This window comes from Pseudochrobactrum sp. B5 (assembly GCF_001939785.1).
Taxonomy (GTDB): Bacteria; Pseudomonadota; Alphaproteobacteria; order Rhizobiales; family Rhizobiaceae; genus Pseudochrobactrum; species Pseudochrobactrum saccharolyticum.
Map to the genome: position 1 here is coordinate 13,366 of NZ_MOYL01000001.1, position 19,034 is coordinate 32,399.

The following is a 19,034-nucleotide window of genomic DNA, read 5'->3' on the forward strand; positions in this document are numbered from 1 at the left end:
ATTTAACATTATTATTTTTGCTGAAGCACAAATCACAACAGTGAATTTAAGGTAAATATTAGCGAAGAAAGGTGAACACGAAGTGAATTCACATGCTTAATGAGCGATTAAAAATAACCTTTTATTTATTAACCCGACAAAAAACCCTGCATTTCTTGACCAAATGCAGGGTTTTCAGCAATTTATGCACTCAAAATATTAACGGGTCGGCACCGGTTCGTCACCACGATAGTCATAGAAACCGCGACCGGTTTTACGTCCGAGCCAACCGGCTTCAACATATTTCACCAGCAGTGGGCATGGGCGATATTTTGAATCCGACAGTCCTTCATAAAGTACCTGCATAATCGAAAGACAAGTATCCAGCCCGATGAAATCGGCCAGCTGCAACGGCCCCATCGGATGATTGGCACCAAGCTTCATGGCTGTATCAATGGCATCCACAGTGCCAACGCCTTCATAAAGCGTATAAATCGCTTCATTAATCATCGGCAGCAAAATACGATTGACGATAAAAGCAGGGAAGTCAGCAGAAACCGTGATGGTCTTGCCCAGCTTCTGCACGAAATCCTGTGCAACGGCGAAAGTCGGTTCTTCTGTGGCGATACCGCGGATCAGTTCAACCAGTTTCATCACCGGCACCGGATTCATAAAATGAATACCGATAAAACGCTCCGGACGATCAGTGGTAGCAGCCAGACGGGTAATTGAAATCGAAGATGTGTTGGTTGCCAAAATAGCATTGCTGTGCAGATGCGGGCAGACCTGCGCAAAAATCTGCTTCTTAATAGCTTCATTTTCCGTTGCTGCTTCGATCACCAGATCGCAAGGTGCCAGATCAGCCATGGTTTTGGCCGGCTTAATCAGCGCAAGACTGGCAATGCGTGCTTCCTCAGCCAGCTTGCCCGAAGCAACCTGACGCGCCATGTTACCGCTGATGGTGGCAATACCGTTTTCCAGTCGCTCAAGCGAAGCATCATGCAGGAGCACATCGTAACCTGCCAGCGCGCAAACATGAGCAATACCATTGCCCATCTGCCCTGCACCGATGATACCCACTGTTTTGATTGTAAAACTCATGATCCGCCCCGATCCCTTCGTATCAATAAATTTACAGCAATAACGCCAATTTTTCTCCGCCTACATGAGCAGTCTCATGCAGATAAGTCTATCCCTGATTAAAGCAAAACGCGCCCGGATTAAATATCCGGACGCGTTATAATATCAGAGACAATCATGCCTGATTGTCATGATCCTGATTAAAGTGCTTTTTCAAGCTCCGGCAAAATAGTGAACAAGTCACCAACCAGACCGTAATCAGCAACCTGGAAAATCGGTGCTTCTTCATCCTTGTTGATCGCAACGATCACTTTGGAATCCTTCATACCGGCCAGATGCTGGATCGCACCCGAAATACCGCAAGCGATATACAGTTGTGGCGCAACCACTTTACCGGTCTGACCAACCTGCCAGTCATTTGGTGCATAACCGGCATCAACCGCTGCACGGCTCGCACCGATTGCAGCACCGAGCTTGTCAGCAACCGGTGTGATCACTTCATTGAATTTCTCAGCAGAACCGAGTGCACGGCCACCGGAGATGATGATTTTCGCTGAAGTCAGCTCAGGACGATCACCGCCGGAGATTTTTGCCTCAACAAATTTCGACACAGCCGGATCATTGCCTGCATCCACACTCTCAACTGCAGCTGAACCGCCTTCACCGGCAGCCGCAAAAGAAGCGGTACGCACGGTGATAACCTTCTTGGCATCTGTGGTTTCAACAGTCTGAATCGCATTACCCGCATAGATCGGACGTTTGAAGACTGTCGGAGACACAACTTCGGTAATTTCCGAAACCTGTGCCACATCGAGAAGTGCTGCAACGCGTGGCAGTACGTTTTTACCCGAAGTGGTCGCCGGAGCAATTACAGTGTCATAGGAACCGGCAAGAGCAACCAGCAATGCTGCGGTTGGTTCTGCCAGACGATTTTCCAGTGCATCGCTCTCAGCGAGCAGGACTTTGCGTACGCCTTTCAGCTTGGCCGCAGCATCAGCAGCAGCTTTGGCGCCTTTACCCGCAACCAGAACATCCACATCACCGCCGATAGCGAGTGCAGCAGTCAGAGCCTTTGCAGTCTGGTCAGAGAGGCTTGCATTATCGTGTTCTGCAAAAAGAAGAATAGCCATAATCGTTTTCCTGTCCTGACCGCTTACAATACGCCTGCTTCGTTTTTGAGCTTGTCAACAAGCTCAGCAACGGAAGCCACTTTCACACCGGCTTTACGGCCGGAAGGCTCTTCGGTTTTGAGGATTTTCAGACGCGGCGCAGTATCAACACCGTAATCAGCCGGTGCCTTCTCATCCAGCGGCTTCTTCTTCGCCTTCATAATATTCGGCAGAGAAGCATAGCGCGGCTGGTTCAGACGCAGGTCGGTCGTGACAATCGCAGGCAGCTTGACTTCAATCGTCTGCAAACCACCGTCAACTTCACGGGTCACATTGGCAGAAGTGTCTGAGAGCTGTACTTCCGAGGCAAAAGTTGCCTGTGCCCAGCCAAGCAATGCAGAAAGCATCTGACCGGTCTGGTTCGCATCATCATCAATCGCCTGTTTGCCGAGAATAACCAGCTTCGGCTCTTCTGCGGCAACAACGCCTTTCAGAATCTTTGCAACGGCAAGCGGCTCGACAGCATCATCGGTTTTCACGAGGATAGCGCGGTCTGCGCCCATAGCCAGAGCGGTACGCAAGGTTTCCTGCGCCTGTGCAGGTCCGATAGACACAACCACAACTTCAGAAACTTTACCGGCTTCTTTAAGTTTCAGCGCTTCTTCAACCGCGATTTCATCAAACGGGTTCATCGACATTTTGACATTGGTCAGCTCAACGCCTGAACCGTCACTTTTCACCCGGATTTTGACGTTGTAATCAACAACCCGCTTAACTGCGACCAGAACTTTCATTCGGTTAAGATCCTCTCCACTTGAGCAGCATTTGCTGCTCTCTTCGACCGGACATAAGCCCTTTTCTTGCCTGTGTCCGCCTGCCTCTCAGTCAGATACAGTTTTAAAGCATGGCCTCATAAACAACTTGCCTGAAGCCGACATACCAAAACTCTATCGCAAACACGCCTGATGCACCGTCAATTTTTGACGGAGATTTCAGAAATTTCATAAGACCGTAATTCTGAACCATAGAGAGGTCAATCATAACCGGCAGAAGGGCTATGAAATATCATCATAACTATCTTCGAAACATGACGGATGATGTCGCAAATATACAAAGATTAACGCGCATTTTGATCTGATCGTAGCGGGATAAGAAATCAATCCGGTGGACTGATTTCCCCGCGAAGGTACATTCACTTTCCAGAATGCGCTCTTAGAGCATGTCGCATTTAATTCCACCCACTGCGCTCGCTCTATCCTTTGTTTTAACGCATGTCGTTATCGGAAAACCGGTGCCCACTTTTCCGCGACATGCTCTTAGCGTGTCAGCGCCGGTATCCATAAAATATCATCCCGCCCCTGATTATTCGCAATACGGGCAGCCACAAAAAGCAGATCAGACAAACGATTGATATAACGCAGGGCAGCGCCTGAAACCTGCTCATCAGTCTGCGCCGCCAGTGCTACCATGGCACGCTCTGCACGTCGTGCAATCGTTCTGGCCATGTGCAGATGCGCGGCGGCCGGTGAACCACCGGGCAAAATAAAGGAGCGAAGCGGTTCCAGTTGTGCATTCAGCACATCAATTTCCTGTTCCAGCCGGTCAACCTGCTTGTCCACAATCCTCAAAGGCTCATAGCCGAGATCTGCAGCAGTGCCGGAGGCAGGATCTGAAACAGCAGCGGGGGTGGCAATGTCAGCACCGAGGTCAAAAAGATCATTTTGCGCCCTTGTCAGCATAGCATCAACATCCGGCAGGATCAGCGCGGTATAAAGCCGTGCCATACCGATCGATGCATTCAGCTCATCAATATCACCACAGGTCACGATGCGCAGATCATCTTTTCTGCGTCTCGGGCCGCAGGCCAGACCTGTTGTACCGTCATCGCCGGTACGCGTGTAAATTTTATTCAGCTTAACCAAAAATGCCTCACCGGTTACTGCTCATACAAGTGCAATTAGCGGCGGGCAAAATATAATGCACCAACCATCAGCACCACGGCAATGAACTGAAACATAATACGCAGACGCATCAGCTTGTTGGATGTGTTGCCATCACCGTTACGCATCATATTGCGCAAGCCCAGCAACAGAACAATCGCCACGGCAATCATGGCAATGATCGCTGCAAATTTAAAACCGCTGTCCATTCTTTCCTCCCGATTGCTTTTCAGCAATCCTCCGTCTTTCCCGCTCAATGTGTAACAGAAGCTTTTTGCGGCAGATAGAGCATTTCCCGCAAAAGTGCGCAGCGGTTTTGCGTTAGGACAATGCGCCTAAACAAACCAGCATTTCCCGCAAAAGTACGCAGCGGTTTTGCGTATGGACAATGCGCCTAAACAAACCAGCATTTCCCGCAAAAGTGTGTAGCGGTTTTGCGTAAGGACAATGCGACTAAACAAACCGACATCTCCAGAAAAAAAGCACCTAACGGCTTTCCCTATGACTGATCGGCCAGCATTTTATAAAGCCAGCGTGCAGGCAGCAGGCGTTTGGCAAGTATACCGAGCTTTGCCGGACGGGTAACCGGATAATGCGGGCGCGGACGATCACTTTCCAGCGCATGCAAAAGAACCTCATAAACAGCATCCGGCCCCAGTTTCACCGAGGATTTCGTACCGCCGCTTTGTAACTTGGCGAATTGCTGCCGATAATCTTCGGCATGAACAGAATTGTCCATATCGATATATCTTTGCGCATAGGCCGCAGCATTGGCTGCAAATTTACTGGTAATCGGCCCCGGCTCGATCATGGAAACAGAGATGCCGGAACCTTCGAGTTCCATACGTTGCACCAACATCAGTCCTTCCAACGCAAATTTGGAGGAGACATAAGCTCCGCGCCATTTCATCGGCACCAGACCGAGAATAGACGAACAATGCACCAGACGCCCCTGTTTACGCGCCCGCATTGCAGGGATCAGCCGCTGTGTCAGATCCTGCCAACCGAAGAAATTGGCATCGAACTGCAAACGCAGTGCCTCCATCGGTAAGTCTTCCACCGCACCCGGTTGTGCATAAGCGCCATTGTTAAACAGCGCATCAAGCTGATGATTGCACAGATTCAGCACGCTCTCTGCTACTGCCGCAATCGACTCCGGCTCGCAATAATCCAGATAAAAAGCTTCAAAACCCTGTTCCCGCAAATAGGCCAGATCCTGGTCTTTACGGGCAGTGGCAAAAACCCGCCAGCCACGCTCTTTGAGAGCCTGCGCACAATAGGCACCAATACCGCTGGAGCAACCGGTGATTAAAATAGTTCTTTGCTGCGCAGATGGAATTTGCACATTTTTGGCCATATGCTGATCTTTATCCGTTGGTTTGCGGGCTGATATCATTGCAATTCCTGTCCGCAGAGTTTTTATACACGTTGAATTTTTGACTTGTGGTCGGTTATACCACACAAACTTGTAATCAGCTCTGCCACAGACGAAAACGAATGAGCCGAAATAAAGGAATTTTCTGTCTATGCGAAAAATAATCCGTTTCCTCAGACAGACCCTTACCGATGCAATCGGCCATTTTATATCCGATGATGGCTGGGCATTTGCATCTCATATCGCCCTCTCCGGCCTGATGGCGCTGTTTCCGTTTTTGATTTTTGCAACAGCGCTTGCCAGTTTTCTTGGTGCGGATGCTTTTGCTGAGACAGCGGTACATGTGATTTTTGATACCTGGCCACCCGCCATTGCTGCCCCGATTGCCCGTGAAGTGCAAAATGTTCTGACGATTCCGCGCGGCGACCTCCTGACTCTCAGTGTGATTGCCGCAGCCTATTTTGCCTCCAACGGCGTGGAAGCACTGCGTGTGGCGCTCAACCGCGCCTATCGCGTGACAGATACCCGCTCTATTCTGTTTTGCCGTGCGCAAAGCCTTGGCTTTGTGATTATCGCCACGCTCAGCATCATGGCCATCAGCTTCCTGCTGGTGCTTGCGCCGCTGGCCATCCGTCTTGCAGAACAATGGGTTCCCGCACTGGAAACCATGTCGATTTCATTCGGCTTCTGGCGCTATGCAATTGCGCTTTCAGTGTTGGTTTTCGGATTATTTGTCGTGCATATCTGGCTGCCGGCCGGACAAAGATCATTGCTGGATATTCTGCCCGGTATTGCGCTGACACTGATTGCATGGCTGGCCGGAGCAACCGCTTTTGCCCGTTATCTTGAAAGCTTTGCCAGCTATGTCACCACCTATGCCGGTCTGGCATCGATCATGGTGGCGATCGTGTTTCTCTATATTATTGCCGCGATTTTCATCATTGGCGCAGAAATCAACGCCGCTATCATGCAATACCGCAATCGCGAACAGCAATAAGGATAAAAAAAGGCGCGGAGACCGCGCCTTTTTCTTTATTATTTTCTCAAAATCAGGCAGCTGATTTCGGTTTGATCAGATTACGCTCCAGCAACAATTCAGCGATCTGGATCGTGTTCAGTGCTGCGCCTTTGCGCAGATTGTCCGCCACGATCCACATGGAAAGACCGTTTTCCAGTGTGATGTCTTCACGGATACGCGAAATGAATGTTGCGTCTTCGCCGGCGCTTTCATAAGGCGTGATGTATCCACCGTCTTCATGCTTATCAACAACCTGACAACCCGGTGCATCACGCAGGATATCACGGGCTTCATCAGCGCTGATCGGCTTGTCGAATTCAATATTCACAGCTTCAGAGTGACCGATAAAGACCGGTACACGCACGGCAGTGCAGGAAACTTTGATCTTCGGATCCAGCATTTTCTTGGTTTCGGCCATGACTTTCCACTCTTCTTTGGTGGAGCCGTCTTCCATGAAGGAATCAATATGCGGGATAACGTTGAAAGCAATGCGCTTGGTAAATTTCTGTGCTGTGACAGGATCAGCAACAAAAACCGCGCGAGACTGCTGGAACAGCTCGTCCATACCTTCTTTACCGGCACCGGAAACCGACTGATAGGTTGCAACAACAATACGCTTGATGGTGGCCGCATCATGCAAAGGCTTGAGAGCAACAACGAGCTGGGCAGTCGAGCAATTCGGATTGGCAATGATATTGCGCTTGCGGAAACCGTCAATCGCATCCGGATTGACTTCCGGCACGATCAGCGGCACATCGGCATCATAGCGCCATGCGGAAGAATTATCGATAACCACGCAACCCTGCGCGCCGATTTTTGGTGACCATTCCTTGGAAATATTACCACCGGCCGACATCAGACAAATGTCAGTATCGGAAAAATCATAGGTGTCGAGCGCTTTAACTTTCAGTGTCTTATCGCCGTAAGACACTTCCGAACCCTGACTGCGGCGGGAAGCAAGTGCCACCACCTCAGAAACCGGAAAACCACGCTCTTCGAGAATATTGAGCATTTCGCGACCCACATTACCTGTGGCGCCGACAACAGCAACTTTGAAACCCATGTGAAAAATCTCCTGTCCCTCTCCGCTTTCACACCAGAAAACCCGTGGCCACGCAGGTTCTCCGCCCCGGGCCTAACCCGGGAGAGGGTGAGCAGGCCAAGGGATCAGACCGTTTTGGTGGTCGTTTTCGAGGTGATTGTCTTCAGGGCAATCATGGCCGTTTTGGTAATACCGAATGCAGGAGAAGCTACACCCATAGCTCCGCCGCCGGAGAAATCTCCGGAAAATGCTGGCAAAACTGATGGCAAAGCGAGGGATTCCACGCGGTGTCTCCTAATTCACTGCTGCTTTTAACGCGATTTTGCCAAGAGTCAATTGCCGTTTATGTCGTCAAAGCCGCCAAATGTTTAAGAAAATACCAAATTTCCAATAAGCTGCGTTTGCATCCGCGCCACGCAGAAAAATATTTCACCATTATTATACTAAAGAATACTGACGCAAATCCCGTTTTCAGTTCATTCTGTCTGCGACTGCTTTGCCAGGCGGCAATAGAAACCGCGCGACTGCAGGCACCTCCGGCCATACCGGCCACGAGACGAATTCCGCATATTGAAAGGCTGAGAATAATCAACACCCGGTGGCAATAAGGGAACTGCCGCAGGGTTTATCCGGGAGGACAAATTATGGCAGCAATTGATGGTGCGCGTGAACGCGCCCCTAAAATGACCAAGGAGGAGCGCAAAGTTATTTTTGCCTCGTCTCTTGGTACAGTATTTGAATGGTATGATTTCTATCTCTACGGCTCACTGGCAATTTATATCGGTGCTGCCTTCTTCAGTGAATATCCTGAAACAACCCGTAATATTTTCGCGCTGCTGGCTTTTGCGGCGGGCTTTCTTGTACGCCCGTTCGGTGCGTTGTTCTTTGGCCGTATCGGCGATCTGGTAGGCCGTAAATATACGTTCCTTGTCACCATTGTGGTGATGGGACTTTCCACCTTCCTCGTCGGTCTGTTGCCGGGCTCGGCATCTATCGGCATTATCGCACCGATCATTCTGATTGGTCTGCGTATGCTGCAGGGTCTCGCACTTGGCGGTGAATATGGTGGTGCGGCCACTTACGTGGCTGAACATGCACCAAACGGACGCCGCGGTTTCTATACTTCATGGATTCAAACTACCGCGACTTTCGGTCTCTTCCTGTCTCTGGTAGTGATTCTGCTGATCCAGAACTCCATGACAGCTGAAGAATTTGCAGCATGGGGCTGGCGTATTCCGTTCCTGATTTCCGTCGTTCTGCTCGGTATTTCCGTCTGGATCCGTATGCAGATGAGTGAATCCCCTGCTTTCAAGAAAATGAAAGAAGAAGGCAAACAGTCCAAGGCTCCGCTGAAAGAAGCTTTTGGTCACTGGAAAAACGCCAAGATTGCTCTGATTGCCCTGTTCGGTCTCACCGCCGGTCAGGCTGTGGTCTGGTATTCCGGTCAGTTCTATACGCTGTTCTTCCTGCAAAACGTGCTGAAGGTTGAAAGCATCTCGGCCAATATCATGATTGCTATTGCCCTTCTGATCGCAACCCCGTTCTTCCTGTTCTGGGGCTGGCTGTCGGATAAAGTCGGCCGTAAGCCGATCATCATGGCAGGTCTGGCACTGGCAATCTTCACCTATTTCCCGCTGTTTAAAGCTCTCACAGCAGCCGCCAATCCGGCGCTTGCCCGTGCAGAAGCCACCATCAGCGCAACCGTCACCGCAGCACCGGGCGATTGTACTTTCCAGTTCAATCCGGTCGGCACAGCCAAATTCACCACATCCTGTGACGTGGCAACCGCCTTCCTGTCCCGCTCTTCCGTTCCTTATACGGTTGAAACCGGCGCAGCAGGTACACCAGCAAGTGTGAAAATCGGTGAAAGCACCATCACATCCTATGATGCGACCGGTGCGGATGCCGCAACACGTGCACCGGCTTTTGTGCATGATGTGAATCTGGCTCTGCAAAAAGCAGGCTTCCCTCTGGTGCGTAATGCTGCCAAAGTACCGGATGCCAAGCTGGATGCATTTGTTGCCGCCAATCCGGAACTGTCACTGAATGCAGATACGATCCGCGCCGGTGAATCCGTCAGCATGACAGCTGATCAGATGGTTGCTGCCAAACTGGTTCCGGCAGCTGATGCCGCAACAATCGGCGAGCAGAAAGTTTATACCATTCCTGATGCAGGCACCTTCAAAATGGTTGCCGATCCGGATGAAGTAAACTGGCCGCTGACCATTCTAATCCTCACCATTCTGGTGATCTATGTGACGATGGTTTATGGTCCGATTGCCGCTATTCTGGTGGAAATGTTCCCGACCCGCATCCGTTATACCGGTATGTCACTGCCTTACCACATTGGTAACGGTTGGTTCGGTGGTCTGCTTCCGGCAACCGTGTTTGCGATGAGCGCTGCCAAAGGTGATATTTATTATGGCCTCTGGTATCCGATCATTATCGCTCTGATGACTCTGATTATCGGTCTGATCTTTGTACGTGAAACCAAAGACCGTGACCTCAATCACGTAGAGTAAAAAGCTCTGCTGCAAAACAAAACCGCCGGAGCAGCAATGCTCCGGCGGTTTTTTATGATCAATCGGTTATTATAGATGTTAAGCAGACAATGCTTTGAACTTGGCGAGGATCGCATCGCCCATTTCAACAGTGCCGACTTTCTTCGAGCCTTCCGACCAGATATCACCGGTACGGATACCATCATCAAGAACCGCAGCAATGGCAGCTTCCAGACGATCTGCTTCTTCAATCAGGTTGAAAGAATAACGCAGGCACATTGCGAAAGAAGCAATCATTGCAATCGGATTGGCAATGCCTTTACCTGCAATATCCGGTGCCGAGCCATGCACAGGCTCATACAGTGCTTTGCGTTTGCCTGTTGTTGCATCCGGTGCACCGAGCGAAGCGGATGGCAGCATACCAAGTGAACCGGTCAGCATAGCAGCAACATCAGACAGCATATCACCGAACAGATTGTCGGTTACGATCACGTCGAACTGTTTCGGCCAGCGTACCAGCTGCATACCACCGGCATCCGCCAGCATATGCTCAAGCTGCACATCCGCATATTTTGCTTTATGAGTTGCGGTGACAACTTCGTTCCACAACACGCCGGATTTCATCACATTGCGCTTTTCCATCGAGGTGACTTTGTTGCCGCGTGTCCGCGCCAGTTCAAAAGCCACACCGGCAATGCGCTCGATTTCATAGGTTTCATAAACCTGCGTATCGATACCGCGCTTCTGACCATTGCCCAGATCGATGATTTCTTTAGGCTCACCGAAATACACACCGCCGGTCAGTTCGCGAACGATCAGAATGTCCAGACCTTCAACGACTTCTGGGCGCAGCGACGAGGCATCAGCCAGTGCCGGATAGCAGATTGCAGGGCGCAGATTGGCAAACAGCGCCAGATCTTTACGCAGACGCAGCAGACCAGCTTCCGGACGCACTTCATAAGGTACGCTGTCCCATTTCGGGCCACCAACAGCACCAAACAACACGGCATCAGCGGCGAGCGCTTTTTCCATATCGCCTTCTGAAATCGCCTGACCATGGGCATCATAGGCGGAGCCGCCCACAAGACCTTCCTCTGTCTCGAAGCCGAGGCCTTTTTCTTCATTCAGATAAGTGATGATTTTGCGGACTTCCGCCATTGACTCAGGGCCGATGCCGTCGCCGGGCAGAAGAAACAGTTTTCTGGTCGCCATAATGCCATGCCTTTTTTCAGATCGCCGGACGGTCTGTTCCCGCCAGCGATCTTCTTTAAATTCAGAGCACCCTCCCCCGCAATTAATCTCAAAGGCAAAGCGCTCACGCGAAAAATTCGCGTTATTCATAGCCCAGAATCTCAGAGAGGGGGAAGTGTCAAACGCAAGATTTGACTCATATTTTTGCGATTCTCGCAATAATCCTAAACGGCATGCAGCCATGGATGAAAATACTTCCGTCTGCTTTGCCGCTTAGACGCTTATCGCTTTGAGAGATGTATTTTAATCTAAAGAGCGGGCTTCCGATGCCAGCAGAATCGGTATGCCTTCCCGAACCGGATAAGCCAGTTTTGCCTTTTTAGAAATCAGCTCACTGTGCTCGCGGTCATAATCCAGCACACCCTTGGTCAGAGGGCAAACCAGCAATTCAAGCATTTTCGGATCGATCTGCTTTATACTATCCTGATCATGCATACTTCAGACCCATATATTCTCAGGCTATTGCAAGCCTGAACCATAATCATCGCCGTTGCGCACCAGAGCAATTTCAGTAATCGCAACCAAAGTTTCCGCACGGGTTTTCAGATCAGGCGCTTCCAGCAAAGCCTGTTTTTCCGCCTCACCAAAAGGCGACATCATTGACAGCGCATTGACCAGTGTTTCATTGCCTGCCTTGGCAATGCTTTCCCAATCCGCCTCAAGACCATTGGCTTCGAGATAATCGCGGAATGCCTGCAACAGCGCTTCACGATCAACCTCTTTTTCGCCCTGCTCTTCTTCGAGATCCTGCAGATAAGGTGTGATCCGCGCCATACGGAACGGATGCGGCACCGGCAGTTCTTCCTCCAGCCGGAAACGGCAAATGCCCTGCAATGTAATCAGCACACGGCCATCACCGGTTTCAGTATAGGAGGTGATCCGTCCGAGACAGCCGACCGCACTCAGTTCCGGCCTGTCCGTACCTTTGGCGGCGCCTTCTTTATCTTGCACCGCAACACCATTGACGATTTGCGGCTGGATAATCCCGATCACACGGTCACCGGCCAAAGCCTCATCAACCATCACCAGATAGCGCGGTTCAAAAATATTCAGAGGCATTTGCCCGCGGGGTAAAAGCAGACCGGCTACCAGCGGAAATACAGGAATCACTTCCGGTAAGTCTGACGCTTTTCGGTAATGGACATTGCCCGCCTGCATAAATTCACCTCACATCTCAATACCGGATTACTGTTCCGGTATTGTATCATAATTTAACAACTGTGCCCGCTGCTCAGGAGAATAGCAGCGACGACAATTTACGGCGACCGTTCAAAGTTGCCGGATCTTTAAAGCCCCATGCTTCAAAGAATTGCAGCAATTGCTTGCGCGCACCATCATCATTCCATGTACGATCCGCTTTCATAATCGCCAGAAGACCGTCAGCGGCTTCCTCACGCTTATCCAGCGCATTGGCAATCATCGCCAGATCAAAACGTGCCTGATGGTCGTCCGGATTGGCAGCCAGTCGTGCCTGCAACTCAGCAGGATTGCCAAGATGCGCAACCTGATCTGCCAAAGCGAGACGCGCCTCAACGGCGCGGATTTTCGCATCGTCTTTCTGTTTATCCGGCACCTGAGCAAGCACTTCGCGTGCTTTTTCAAGTTCGCCCAGATCAAACAAGCACTCGGCCAGACCGGCAAGAGCAGTCACATTATCCGGCGCATTCTGCAAAACCGCTGCATAAATCTGTGCGGCCTGATCCGGTTCGCCATGCTCCTGCATTTCCTGCGCAGCAGCCAGTGCCTCTTCAATCGCAGCCTGAGGGCCGCTTTTTGCACCGGCGCTTTTGGCAACCTTATCAATAAATTCTTTGATTTTGCTTTCCGGCAAAGCACCCATGAAACCATCAACCGGCTGCCCATTGACGAAAGCAATCACGGCTGGGATCGACTGAATACCCAATTGTCCGGCAATGACCGGATGGTCATCAATATTCATTTTCACCAGCTTGACCGTGCCCTGCGCAGCATTGACAGCGCTCTCAATCAGCGGTGTCAACTGACGGCACGGACCGCACCACGGCGCCCAGAAATCCACCAGCACCGGCTGATTGCGGGACTCACTGATAACATCCGCTGCAAAGCCCGCAGTCGTTGTATCTTTAATCAAACCGGCAGCGGAATCAGAACTGCCAAAACCCGCCAGCGATGACAGCGCACCGGCACTGTCTTCAGCCTCTGCCGGAGCTGCAGTTTCAGCGGACGTATTATAGGTCACGCTGGTATTACCCTGACCGGAGGCTTGGCCATAAGTTGCCCCGTAAGGGTTACCGCCATAAGGATTATTAGCGCTGTTCATTGTCGTCCCTTAATCCGTTCTTCCCGTAGCCATATTACATCATAAATTCAGCTGACTGCGAGCCATGCTGTAATTATGGCAGAATATAATATCTCTGCCATGTTAATTCGGCATTTTCAGCGGCGCTTTCAAGCCCCGCTTTAAGCCGGAGCTGTTTCTGCCGTGCTGACAGAGACTATACGCGCTTCATGTCCGGTGGCTTCCAGAAACTTCAGCAAATCATCACGGTGAATCGAGGTCGTCGCCTCATTGGTCAACGGATGCGCATTGATAATCTCATGACGCATCAATGCTTCGTCCAGAATGATGCTGACCTGATGGTGCGTATCATTAATCGCACCGAATGCAGATACGGCACCTGGTATAAGCCCAAGATATTCCATCAGCTTTTCCGGTTTCCCGAAAGAGACCTTACTGGCAGCACCGATCAGCGTATGAATGGTCTTGAGATCAACAACCGCATCTTCTTCAACAGTCACAAGGAAGAAATTGTCTTTCTTGTCTTTCAGAAAAAGATTTTTAGTATGGCCACCGGCAATTTCCCCGCGCAAATTCTGAGAATCGGCAACTGTAAACAGAGGCGGATGCGTAACGGTTTGTACCTTGATCCCGAGCGTATCGAGATAATCATGCAAATCAGCAGTGGTTTTAGGCATTTTGTCTTCTCCTCCAAAGCAGGCTGCATATCTCTTACAAGACAAGCATAAAAAGCTGCAAGAAAACGACAAAGATATGCGTTTGAAACAAAAATGCCGCCGCTTTCACGACAACAGCCTCAAATTAATGACTGCACCATGCTTCGACTCATTTATTTGCGCTCAAAATATCCTGCTCGCAGGGTTCAAGATCGAATCATTACAAGGATTTATGCACTTTAAAACAGTGGTCTCCGATATATCAGGTCATCCAACCGTGCGAAAAATGCCTGTATTCAGGGCTTATGGAATTATACACAAAACTGTTTGAAGTTTTTGCAGATTTCCTGTTGCAAATCACTCAGGCTTTTGCCATATAGCGCAGGCCTAACCAACAAACTGGCGCGAGCGGGTGTAGCTCAGGGGTAGAGCACAACCTTGCCAAGGTTGGGGTCGAGGGTTCGAATCCCTTCGCCCGCTCCAGTTTGGTTAAGCCTTCAAAAGCCGCGCACTGCGCGGCTTTTTGCTTTTCAGATGCAATTTCCCCGTATTATTACCAAGACAAAGCCACCTCTCCGTTTCGTCTTAAATCCTTTAAAAAAATTACAGATTTTTGCATTTTTCCTGTTGCAAATCACTCAGGCTTTTGCCATATAGCGCAGGCCTAACCAACAAACTGGCGCGAGCGGGTGTAGCTCAGGGGTAGAGCACAACCTTGCCAAGGTTGGGGTCGAGGGTTCGAATCCCTTCGCCCGCTCCAGTTTGGTTGAGCCTTCAAAAGCCGCGCACTGCGCGGCTTTTTGCTTTTCAGATTTCCGCTGCAATATAATTTTCAGCTCAAAAAATATGGCGCCGCACTCACATGCGACGCCTTGCCTGCAGAGAATCGTTTTCTTGCATGAAGTTAAGAGGAGAAAACCTGCCTCTCTGTACGGGCAACACGACGACGCGCAATAATAAACGCCGCAATAAACATCAATGTCATCAGCAGAACGATTGTCGGTGCCGGTGCGCTGTCGATAAAGAAGCTGGCATAAACACCAAGTCCTGACGCAGCGACTGCCACAACAACCGCAACAACCAGCATGGACCTGAAATTCCGTGTCAGCAGGAAGGCAATTGCCCCCGGTGCAATCAAAATCGCAATGGCCAGAATGATACCGACCGCTTTCAAAGCACCGACAATGGTCAGCGAAAGAATAGCCAGCAAACCATAATGCAGCAATCTGACTGGCAGCCCCACGGCCTGCGCCTGCGCCGGATCAAAAGCATGTAGCAGCAGATCCCGCCATTTCAGCACCAGCAAACCGGTAACAATCACAGCAATGATCGCTGTTTCAATCATATCCTGCTTGCCGATACCAAGAATGTCTCCGAACAGAATGTGGTCGAGATGCACATCAGACTGCACCTTCACATACATCACCAGTCCGAGACCAAACATACCGGAGAAGACAACGCCCATAATGGTATCTTGTTTGATCCGGCTGTTTTCTTTCAGAAAACCGGTTGCCAGCGCACAGAACATCCCTGCAACGAAAGCGCCGATCGCCAGCGGAATATTGATGATATAGGCCAGCACCACACCCGGCAGCACCGCATGGGAAACCGCATCCCCCATCAGCGACCAGCCTTTAAGCACCAGAAAACACGACAATAATGCAGCCGGTATCGCGATCAGCATGGCAATGACCATAGCATTGACCATGAATTCAAAGCGAAACGGCATCATTAGAGTTTCAATCAGGCTCATGACTGCACCTCTGCTTTGAGAGTTTCAGCTGCCCGACGTCTTGCCGCCAGCATGCCGTGCTTCGGCGCGAAGAAAAACGCTGCCAGAAAGATCAGCGTCTGCATCACAACAATAATCCCGCCGGTCGCACCATCGAGAAAATAGCTGATATAAGCGCCGGTAAAACTGGTGAGCGTTCCGATGATCACAGCGATCGTCAGCAAACGCGGAAAGCGATCTGTCAGCAAATAGGCTGTGGCCCCCGGTGTCACCACCATGGAGATCACCAGAAATGCACCCACAGTCTGCATTGCCGCAACAGTACAGGCCGACAACAGCGTGAAGAAGATCACTTTCAACACAGTCGGGTTCAGACCGATAGAACGGGCATGACTTTCATCAAAGAAAGTCACCATCAGATCCTTCCAGATGAACAACAGCACAGCCAGCGACACAAAACCGATAATCGCCAGTTGCAGCGTATCCGCCGGTGTGATCGCCAGAATATTGCCGAGCACAATGGTCTGAATGCTGACTGCTGTTGGCTTCAGCGACACCATAAACAGGCCGAGGCCAAAGAAAGATGTAAAAATCAGACCGATAATCGCATCTTCTTTCAGCTTGGTACGCTCATTGAGAAACAACATAGCGGCTGCAGCCAAGCCACCGGAGAAGAATGCACCAATCGCAAAAGGCAGGCCGAGCATATAAGCCCCCGCCACACCCGGTACGATGGAGTGAGACAGAGCATCACCGATCAGCGACCAGCCTTTGAGCATCAGATAGCCGGACAGGAATGCGCACACACCGCCGACCAGCGCCGAAACCCACATGGCATTGATCATATATTGATAGGAGAACGGCTCAAGCAGCAGTTCCATTACTCTGCTCCCTTACCGTGGTTATCCTGATAGAGCACCAGCGGCCGCTCATCATCGGTCAGAATATTCACCGGATGCGCTTTACCTTTATCGGTATCATTGAGCACGAAATGGCGCAGAACACCGCCGAAAGTTTTCTCAAGATTGGCCTGTGTAAAGATGGTTTCCGTAGCGCCATAGGCCAGAACCGTGCGGTTCAACAGCACTGTGCGATCACAGAATTCCGGAACACTGCCGAGATTATGGGTCGAGACAAACATCACCCGCCCCTCATCGCGCAGATCACGCAGGAGTTTGATAATCGCTTCTTCGGTTTTGACATCCACACCGGTAAACGGTTCATCCAGCAGAATGACTTTGCCATCCTGTGCCAACGCACGCGCCAGAAAGACACGTTTTTTCTGACCGCCGGATAATTCACCAATCTGACGCTTGCGGAAGTCACTCATGCCGACCCGTGCCAGCGCATCCGTCACGGCCTGATAATCGGCAGGTTTGGCACGGCGCATCATACCCATATGACCGTAGCGCCCCATCATCACCACATCTTCAACGAGAACCGGAAAATTCCAGTCCACATCTTCTGACTGCGGAACATAGGCAACGAGATTACTCTTGAGTGCCTGCTTCACCGGAAGGCCGAGAATGCGGATATCGCCTTTTGCCAGCCGCACAAAGCCCATAAGTGCTTTGAACAAGGTGGATTTACCGGAACCGTTCACGCCCACAAGTGCGGTGATGGTACCGGTCGGAATTTCAAAACTCGCATCACGCAGAGCCGTATGGCCATTGCGATAGGTTACTGTCGCCCCACTGACCATAAGCCCTGCTCCCGCATCGGATGATGCGGGAGAGCGGACTGTCGTTGGGCGGACATTAAGCGGGGCATTCATTATTTTGCGTCTCCGGATTTAAGACCCTTCGCAATCGTGTCAGTTGTCACACGAAGCAGGTCGAGATAGGTCGGCACGGCACCGTCCGGCTCTGAAAGCGAGTCCACATACAGAACACCGCCATAATTCGCGCCGGTTTCAGAAGCCACCTGCTGAGCAGGAGCCGGAGAGATTGTGCTTTCAGAGAAAACCACATTGATATTGTTCTTGCGAACGGCATCGATCACTTTACGCACCTGCTGCGGCGTGCCTTGCTGATCGGCATTAATCGGCCACAGATAAAGCTCTTTCAGGTTGAGGTCGCGTGCCAGATAGCTGAAAGCACCTTCACTGGTCACCAGCCAGCGCTTGTCTTCCGGAATATCTTTCAGCTCATCCTTGATCGGATCAATCAGTGCCTTGAGTTTGGCCTTATAGGCTTCAGCATTGGCCTTATAGGTTTCGGCGTTTTTCGGATCATGCTTCACGAAAGCATCGCGGATATTATCAACATAAATCATACCTGCAGACGGAGACATCCAGGCATGCGGGTTAGGCTTACCGCTATACGGACCTTCGGTAATGCCCATCGGCTCAACGCCTTCAGACACAACAACACTTGGCACATCTTTCAGATGCTGGAAGAATTTTTCAAACCAGCGCTCAAGATTAAGACCATTCCAGAAAATCAGCTGTGCGCCTTGCGCCTTCATAATATCGCCAGGGGTCGGCTGATAATCATGAATCTCGGCATTCGGTTTGGTAATGGATTCAACAATCGCGGCATCACCGGCCACATTACGGGCAATATCGGCAATCACAGTAAAGGTTGTCACTGCCTTGAATTTTTCTTGTGCCGTAGCGGGCACCACCACAAGCGCGGCAGAAAAAGCCGTACCAATAATACCGGCCAGCAGCACGCGCCTCATTTTGCTGAACATCCTCAACTCCTCGATCCATACCAATTGCGTTTATTGCAAGTAGAAAATCCCACTTGCAAATGATTGTCAATTGCATTCTTCGTAATGAGTCTACAATAATTTTGCAAGTGAAAATCATTCGCAACTGAAGAATGGGTCATGTCATGCTGGAAGTACCTGAAAAAATACGTGCGCAAATGCGTATGCAACGCCTGATGCAAATGCAGGATACGTCTCTTATCCGGCCCATTCTGCAAAAGGCTGGTCTGCGCCCTACCCGTCAGCGCCTGATACTCGGGCAATTCCTGCTGAGCCTTAAGAAAATATAGGCAGCGACCAATGTTACAATTTTGTCATTGCTCTGAGGTCTGCCTGTCACCAACACAGTGTAAGAAACGCG

The 19,034-nt window shown here is 50.6% G+C and carries 21 protein-coding genes and 2 tRNA genes; 6 read left to right on the top strand and 17 right to left on the bottom strand.

Annotated features, from left to right (window positions below; genetic code table 11):
* Window positions 1-198 precede the first annotated feature (198 nt).
* From BKD14_RS00065 to BKD14_RS00090, 6 genes are all read right to left on the bottom strand, one after another.
* Complete coding sequence (locus BKD14_RS00065) at window positions 199-1,080, bottom strand: 3-hydroxybutyryl-CoA dehydrogenase (RefSeq protein ID WP_022709364.1); 882 nt, start codon at window positions 1,078-1,080, stop codon at window positions 199-201.
* A gap of 179 nt (window positions 1,081-1,259) precedes the next feature.
* On the bottom strand, window positions 1,260-2,189 hold the full coding sequence (locus BKD14_RS00070; RefSeq protein WP_075653796.1) for an electron transfer flavoprotein subunit alpha/FixB family protein: 930 nt from the start codon (window positions 2,187-2,189) through the stop codon (window positions 1,260-1,262).
* A gap of 23 nt (window positions 2,190-2,212) precedes the next feature.
* A complete protein-coding gene (locus BKD14_RS00075; protein ID WP_075653798.1) occupies window positions 2,213-2,962 on the bottom strand; it encodes an electron transfer flavoprotein subunit beta/FixA family protein in 750 nt (249 codons plus the stop codon).
* 522 nt (window positions 2,963-3,484) lie between these two features.
* The gene (locus tag BKD14_RS00080; protein ID WP_075653800.1) at window positions 3,485-4,090 is read right to left on the bottom strand and encodes a cob(I)yrinic acid a,c-diamide adenosyltransferase; all 606 of its coding nucleotides are present in this window, start codon (window positions 4,088-4,090) and stop codon (window positions 3,485-3,487) included.
* A 35-nt stretch (window positions 4,091-4,125) separates the two neighbouring features.
* On the bottom strand, window positions 4,126-4,317 hold the full coding sequence (locus BKD14_RS00085; RefSeq protein ID WP_022709359.1) for a twin transmembrane helix small protein: 192 nt from the start codon (window positions 4,315-4,317) through the stop codon (window positions 4,126-4,128).
* Window positions 4,318-4,607: 290 nt separating this feature from the next.
* A complete protein-coding gene (locus BKD14_RS00090; RefSeq protein ID WP_175576071.1) occupies window positions 4,608-5,447 on the bottom strand; it encodes an SDR family oxidoreductase in 840 nt (279 codons plus the stop codon).
* A gap of 187 nt (window positions 5,448-5,634) precedes the next feature.
* On the opposite strand from BKD14_RS00090, the gene BKD14_RS00095 reads away from it, so the two are divergent.
* Complete coding sequence (locus BKD14_RS00095) at window positions 5,635-6,480, top strand: YihY/virulence factor BrkB family protein (protein ID WP_022709357.1); 846 nt, start codon at window positions 5,635-5,637, stop codon at window positions 6,478-6,480.
* Between the two features lie 52 nt (window positions 6,481-6,532).
* On the opposite strand, the gene BKD14_RS00100 is transcribed toward BKD14_RS00095, so the two are convergent.
* Together BKD14_RS00100 and BKD14_RS19425 are read right to left on the bottom strand one after the other, a co-directional pair.
* Window positions 6,533-7,564, bottom strand: a complete 1,032-nt coding sequence (locus BKD14_RS00100) for an aspartate-semialdehyde dehydrogenase (protein ID WP_075653802.1) — start codon at window positions 7,562-7,564, stop codon at window positions 6,533-6,535.
* Window positions 7,565-7,668: 104 nt separating this feature from the next.
* On the bottom strand, window positions 7,669-7,827 hold the full coding sequence (locus BKD14_RS19425; protein WP_210215493.1) for a hypothetical protein: 159 nt from the start codon (window positions 7,825-7,827) through the stop codon (window positions 7,669-7,671).
* Between the two features lie 360 nt (window positions 7,828-8,187).
* Between BKD14_RS19425 and BKD14_RS00105 the strand changes: the two genes are divergently transcribed.
* On the top strand, window positions 8,188-10,065 hold the full coding sequence (locus tag BKD14_RS00105; protein WP_075653804.1) for an MFS transporter: 1,878 nt from the start codon (window positions 8,188-8,190) through the stop codon (window positions 10,063-10,065).
* A 78-nt stretch (window positions 10,066-10,143) separates the two neighbouring features.
* Here BKD14_RS00105 and leuB read toward each other — a convergent pair whose 3' ends face one another.
* The 5 genes from leuB to BKD14_RS00130 all read right to left on the bottom strand — a co-directional run bounded on the left by leuB (window position 10,144) and on the right by BKD14_RS00130 (window position 14,250).
* The gene (gene leuB, locus BKD14_RS00110) at window positions 10,144-11,256 is read right to left on the bottom strand and encodes a 3-isopropylmalate dehydrogenase (RefSeq protein ID WP_075653806.1); all 1,113 of its coding nucleotides are present in this window, start codon (window positions 11,254-11,256) and stop codon (window positions 10,144-10,146) included.
* 282 nt (window positions 11,257-11,538) lie between these two features.
* The gene (locus tag BKD14_RS00115; RefSeq protein WP_022709272.1) at window positions 11,539-11,730 is read right to left on the bottom strand and encodes a Trm112 family protein; all 192 of its coding nucleotides are present in this window, start codon (window positions 11,728-11,730) and stop codon (window positions 11,539-11,541) included.
* A gap of 24 nt (window positions 11,731-11,754) precedes the next feature.
* Entirely contained in the window at window positions 11,755-12,453 is a 699-nt protein-coding gene (locus tag BKD14_RS00120; RefSeq protein WP_075653808.1) for an LON peptidase substrate-binding domain-containing protein, read from the bottom strand.
* Window positions 12,454-12,526: 73 nt separating this feature from the next.
* The gene (gene trxA, locus BKD14_RS00125; protein WP_075653810.1) at window positions 12,527-13,594 is read right to left on the bottom strand and encodes a thioredoxin; all 1,068 of its coding nucleotides are present in this window, start codon (window positions 13,592-13,594) and stop codon (window positions 12,527-12,529) included.
* Window positions 13,595-13,734: 140 nt separating this feature from the next.
* Window positions 13,735-14,250 (bottom strand): prolyl-tRNA synthetase associated domain-containing protein, encoded by a 516-nt coding sequence (locus tag BKD14_RS00130; protein ID WP_075653812.1) that lies wholly within the window; start codon window positions 14,248-14,250, stop codon window positions 13,735-13,737.
* Between BKD14_RS00130 and BKD14_RS00135 the strand changes: the two genes are divergently transcribed.
* The 3 genes from BKD14_RS00135 (at window position 14,237) to BKD14_RS00145 (ending at window position 14,989) form a co-directional block, all read left to right on the top strand.
* The gene (locus BKD14_RS00135; protein ID WP_139316297.1) at window positions 14,237-14,560 is read left to right on the top strand and encodes a hypothetical protein; all 324 of its coding nucleotides are present in this window, start codon (window positions 14,237-14,239) and stop codon (window positions 14,558-14,560) included. The genes BKD14_RS00130 and BKD14_RS00135 overlap by 14 nt on opposite strands.
* Window positions 14,561-14,637: 77 nt before the next feature.
* A tRNA-Gly gene (locus BKD14_RS00140) sits at window positions 14,638-14,712 on the top strand.
* A 202-nt stretch (window positions 14,713-14,914) separates the two neighbouring features.
* A tRNA-Gly gene (locus BKD14_RS00145) sits at window positions 14,915-14,989 on the top strand.
* A 144-nt stretch (window positions 14,990-15,133) separates the two neighbouring features.
* On the opposite strand, the gene BKD14_RS00150 is transcribed toward BKD14_RS00145, so the two are convergent.
* From BKD14_RS00150 to BKD14_RS00165, 4 genes are read right to left on the bottom strand one after another with little or no spacing between them, the layout of a single operon-like run.
* The gene (locus tag BKD14_RS00150) at window positions 15,134-15,982 is read right to left on the bottom strand and encodes a metal ABC transporter permease (protein WP_075653816.1); all 849 of its coding nucleotides are present in this window, start codon (window positions 15,980-15,982) and stop codon (window positions 15,134-15,136) included.
* Complete coding sequence (locus BKD14_RS00155; RefSeq protein WP_075653818.1) at window positions 15,979-16,842, bottom strand: metal ABC transporter permease; 864 nt, start codon at window positions 16,840-16,842, stop codon at window positions 15,979-15,981. Before BKD14_RS00155 ends, BKD14_RS00150 begins: the two co-directional genes overlap by 4 nt.
* The gene (locus BKD14_RS00160; RefSeq protein ID WP_075653820.1) at window positions 16,842-17,735 is read right to left on the bottom strand and encodes a manganese/iron ABC transporter ATP-binding protein; all 894 of its coding nucleotides are present in this window, start codon (window positions 17,733-17,735) and stop codon (window positions 16,842-16,844) included. Before BKD14_RS00160 ends, BKD14_RS00155 begins: the two co-directional genes overlap by 1 nt.
* Window positions 17,735-18,655 carry a metal ABC transporter substrate-binding protein gene (locus BKD14_RS00165; protein ID WP_075653822.1) on the bottom strand — a complete coding sequence of 307 codons (921 nt, stop codon included), beginning with the start codon at window positions 18,653-18,655 and terminating at the stop codon, window positions 17,735-17,737. Before BKD14_RS00165 ends, BKD14_RS00160 begins: the two co-directional genes overlap by 1 nt.
* A gap of 143 nt (window positions 18,656-18,798) precedes the next feature.
* Between BKD14_RS00165 and BKD14_RS19245 the strand changes: the two genes are divergently transcribed.
* Complete coding sequence (locus BKD14_RS19245; RefSeq protein WP_175576045.1) at window positions 18,799-18,963, top strand: hypothetical protein; 165 nt, start codon at window positions 18,799-18,801, stop codon at window positions 18,961-18,963.
* Window positions 18,964-19,034: the final 71 nt, after the last annotated feature.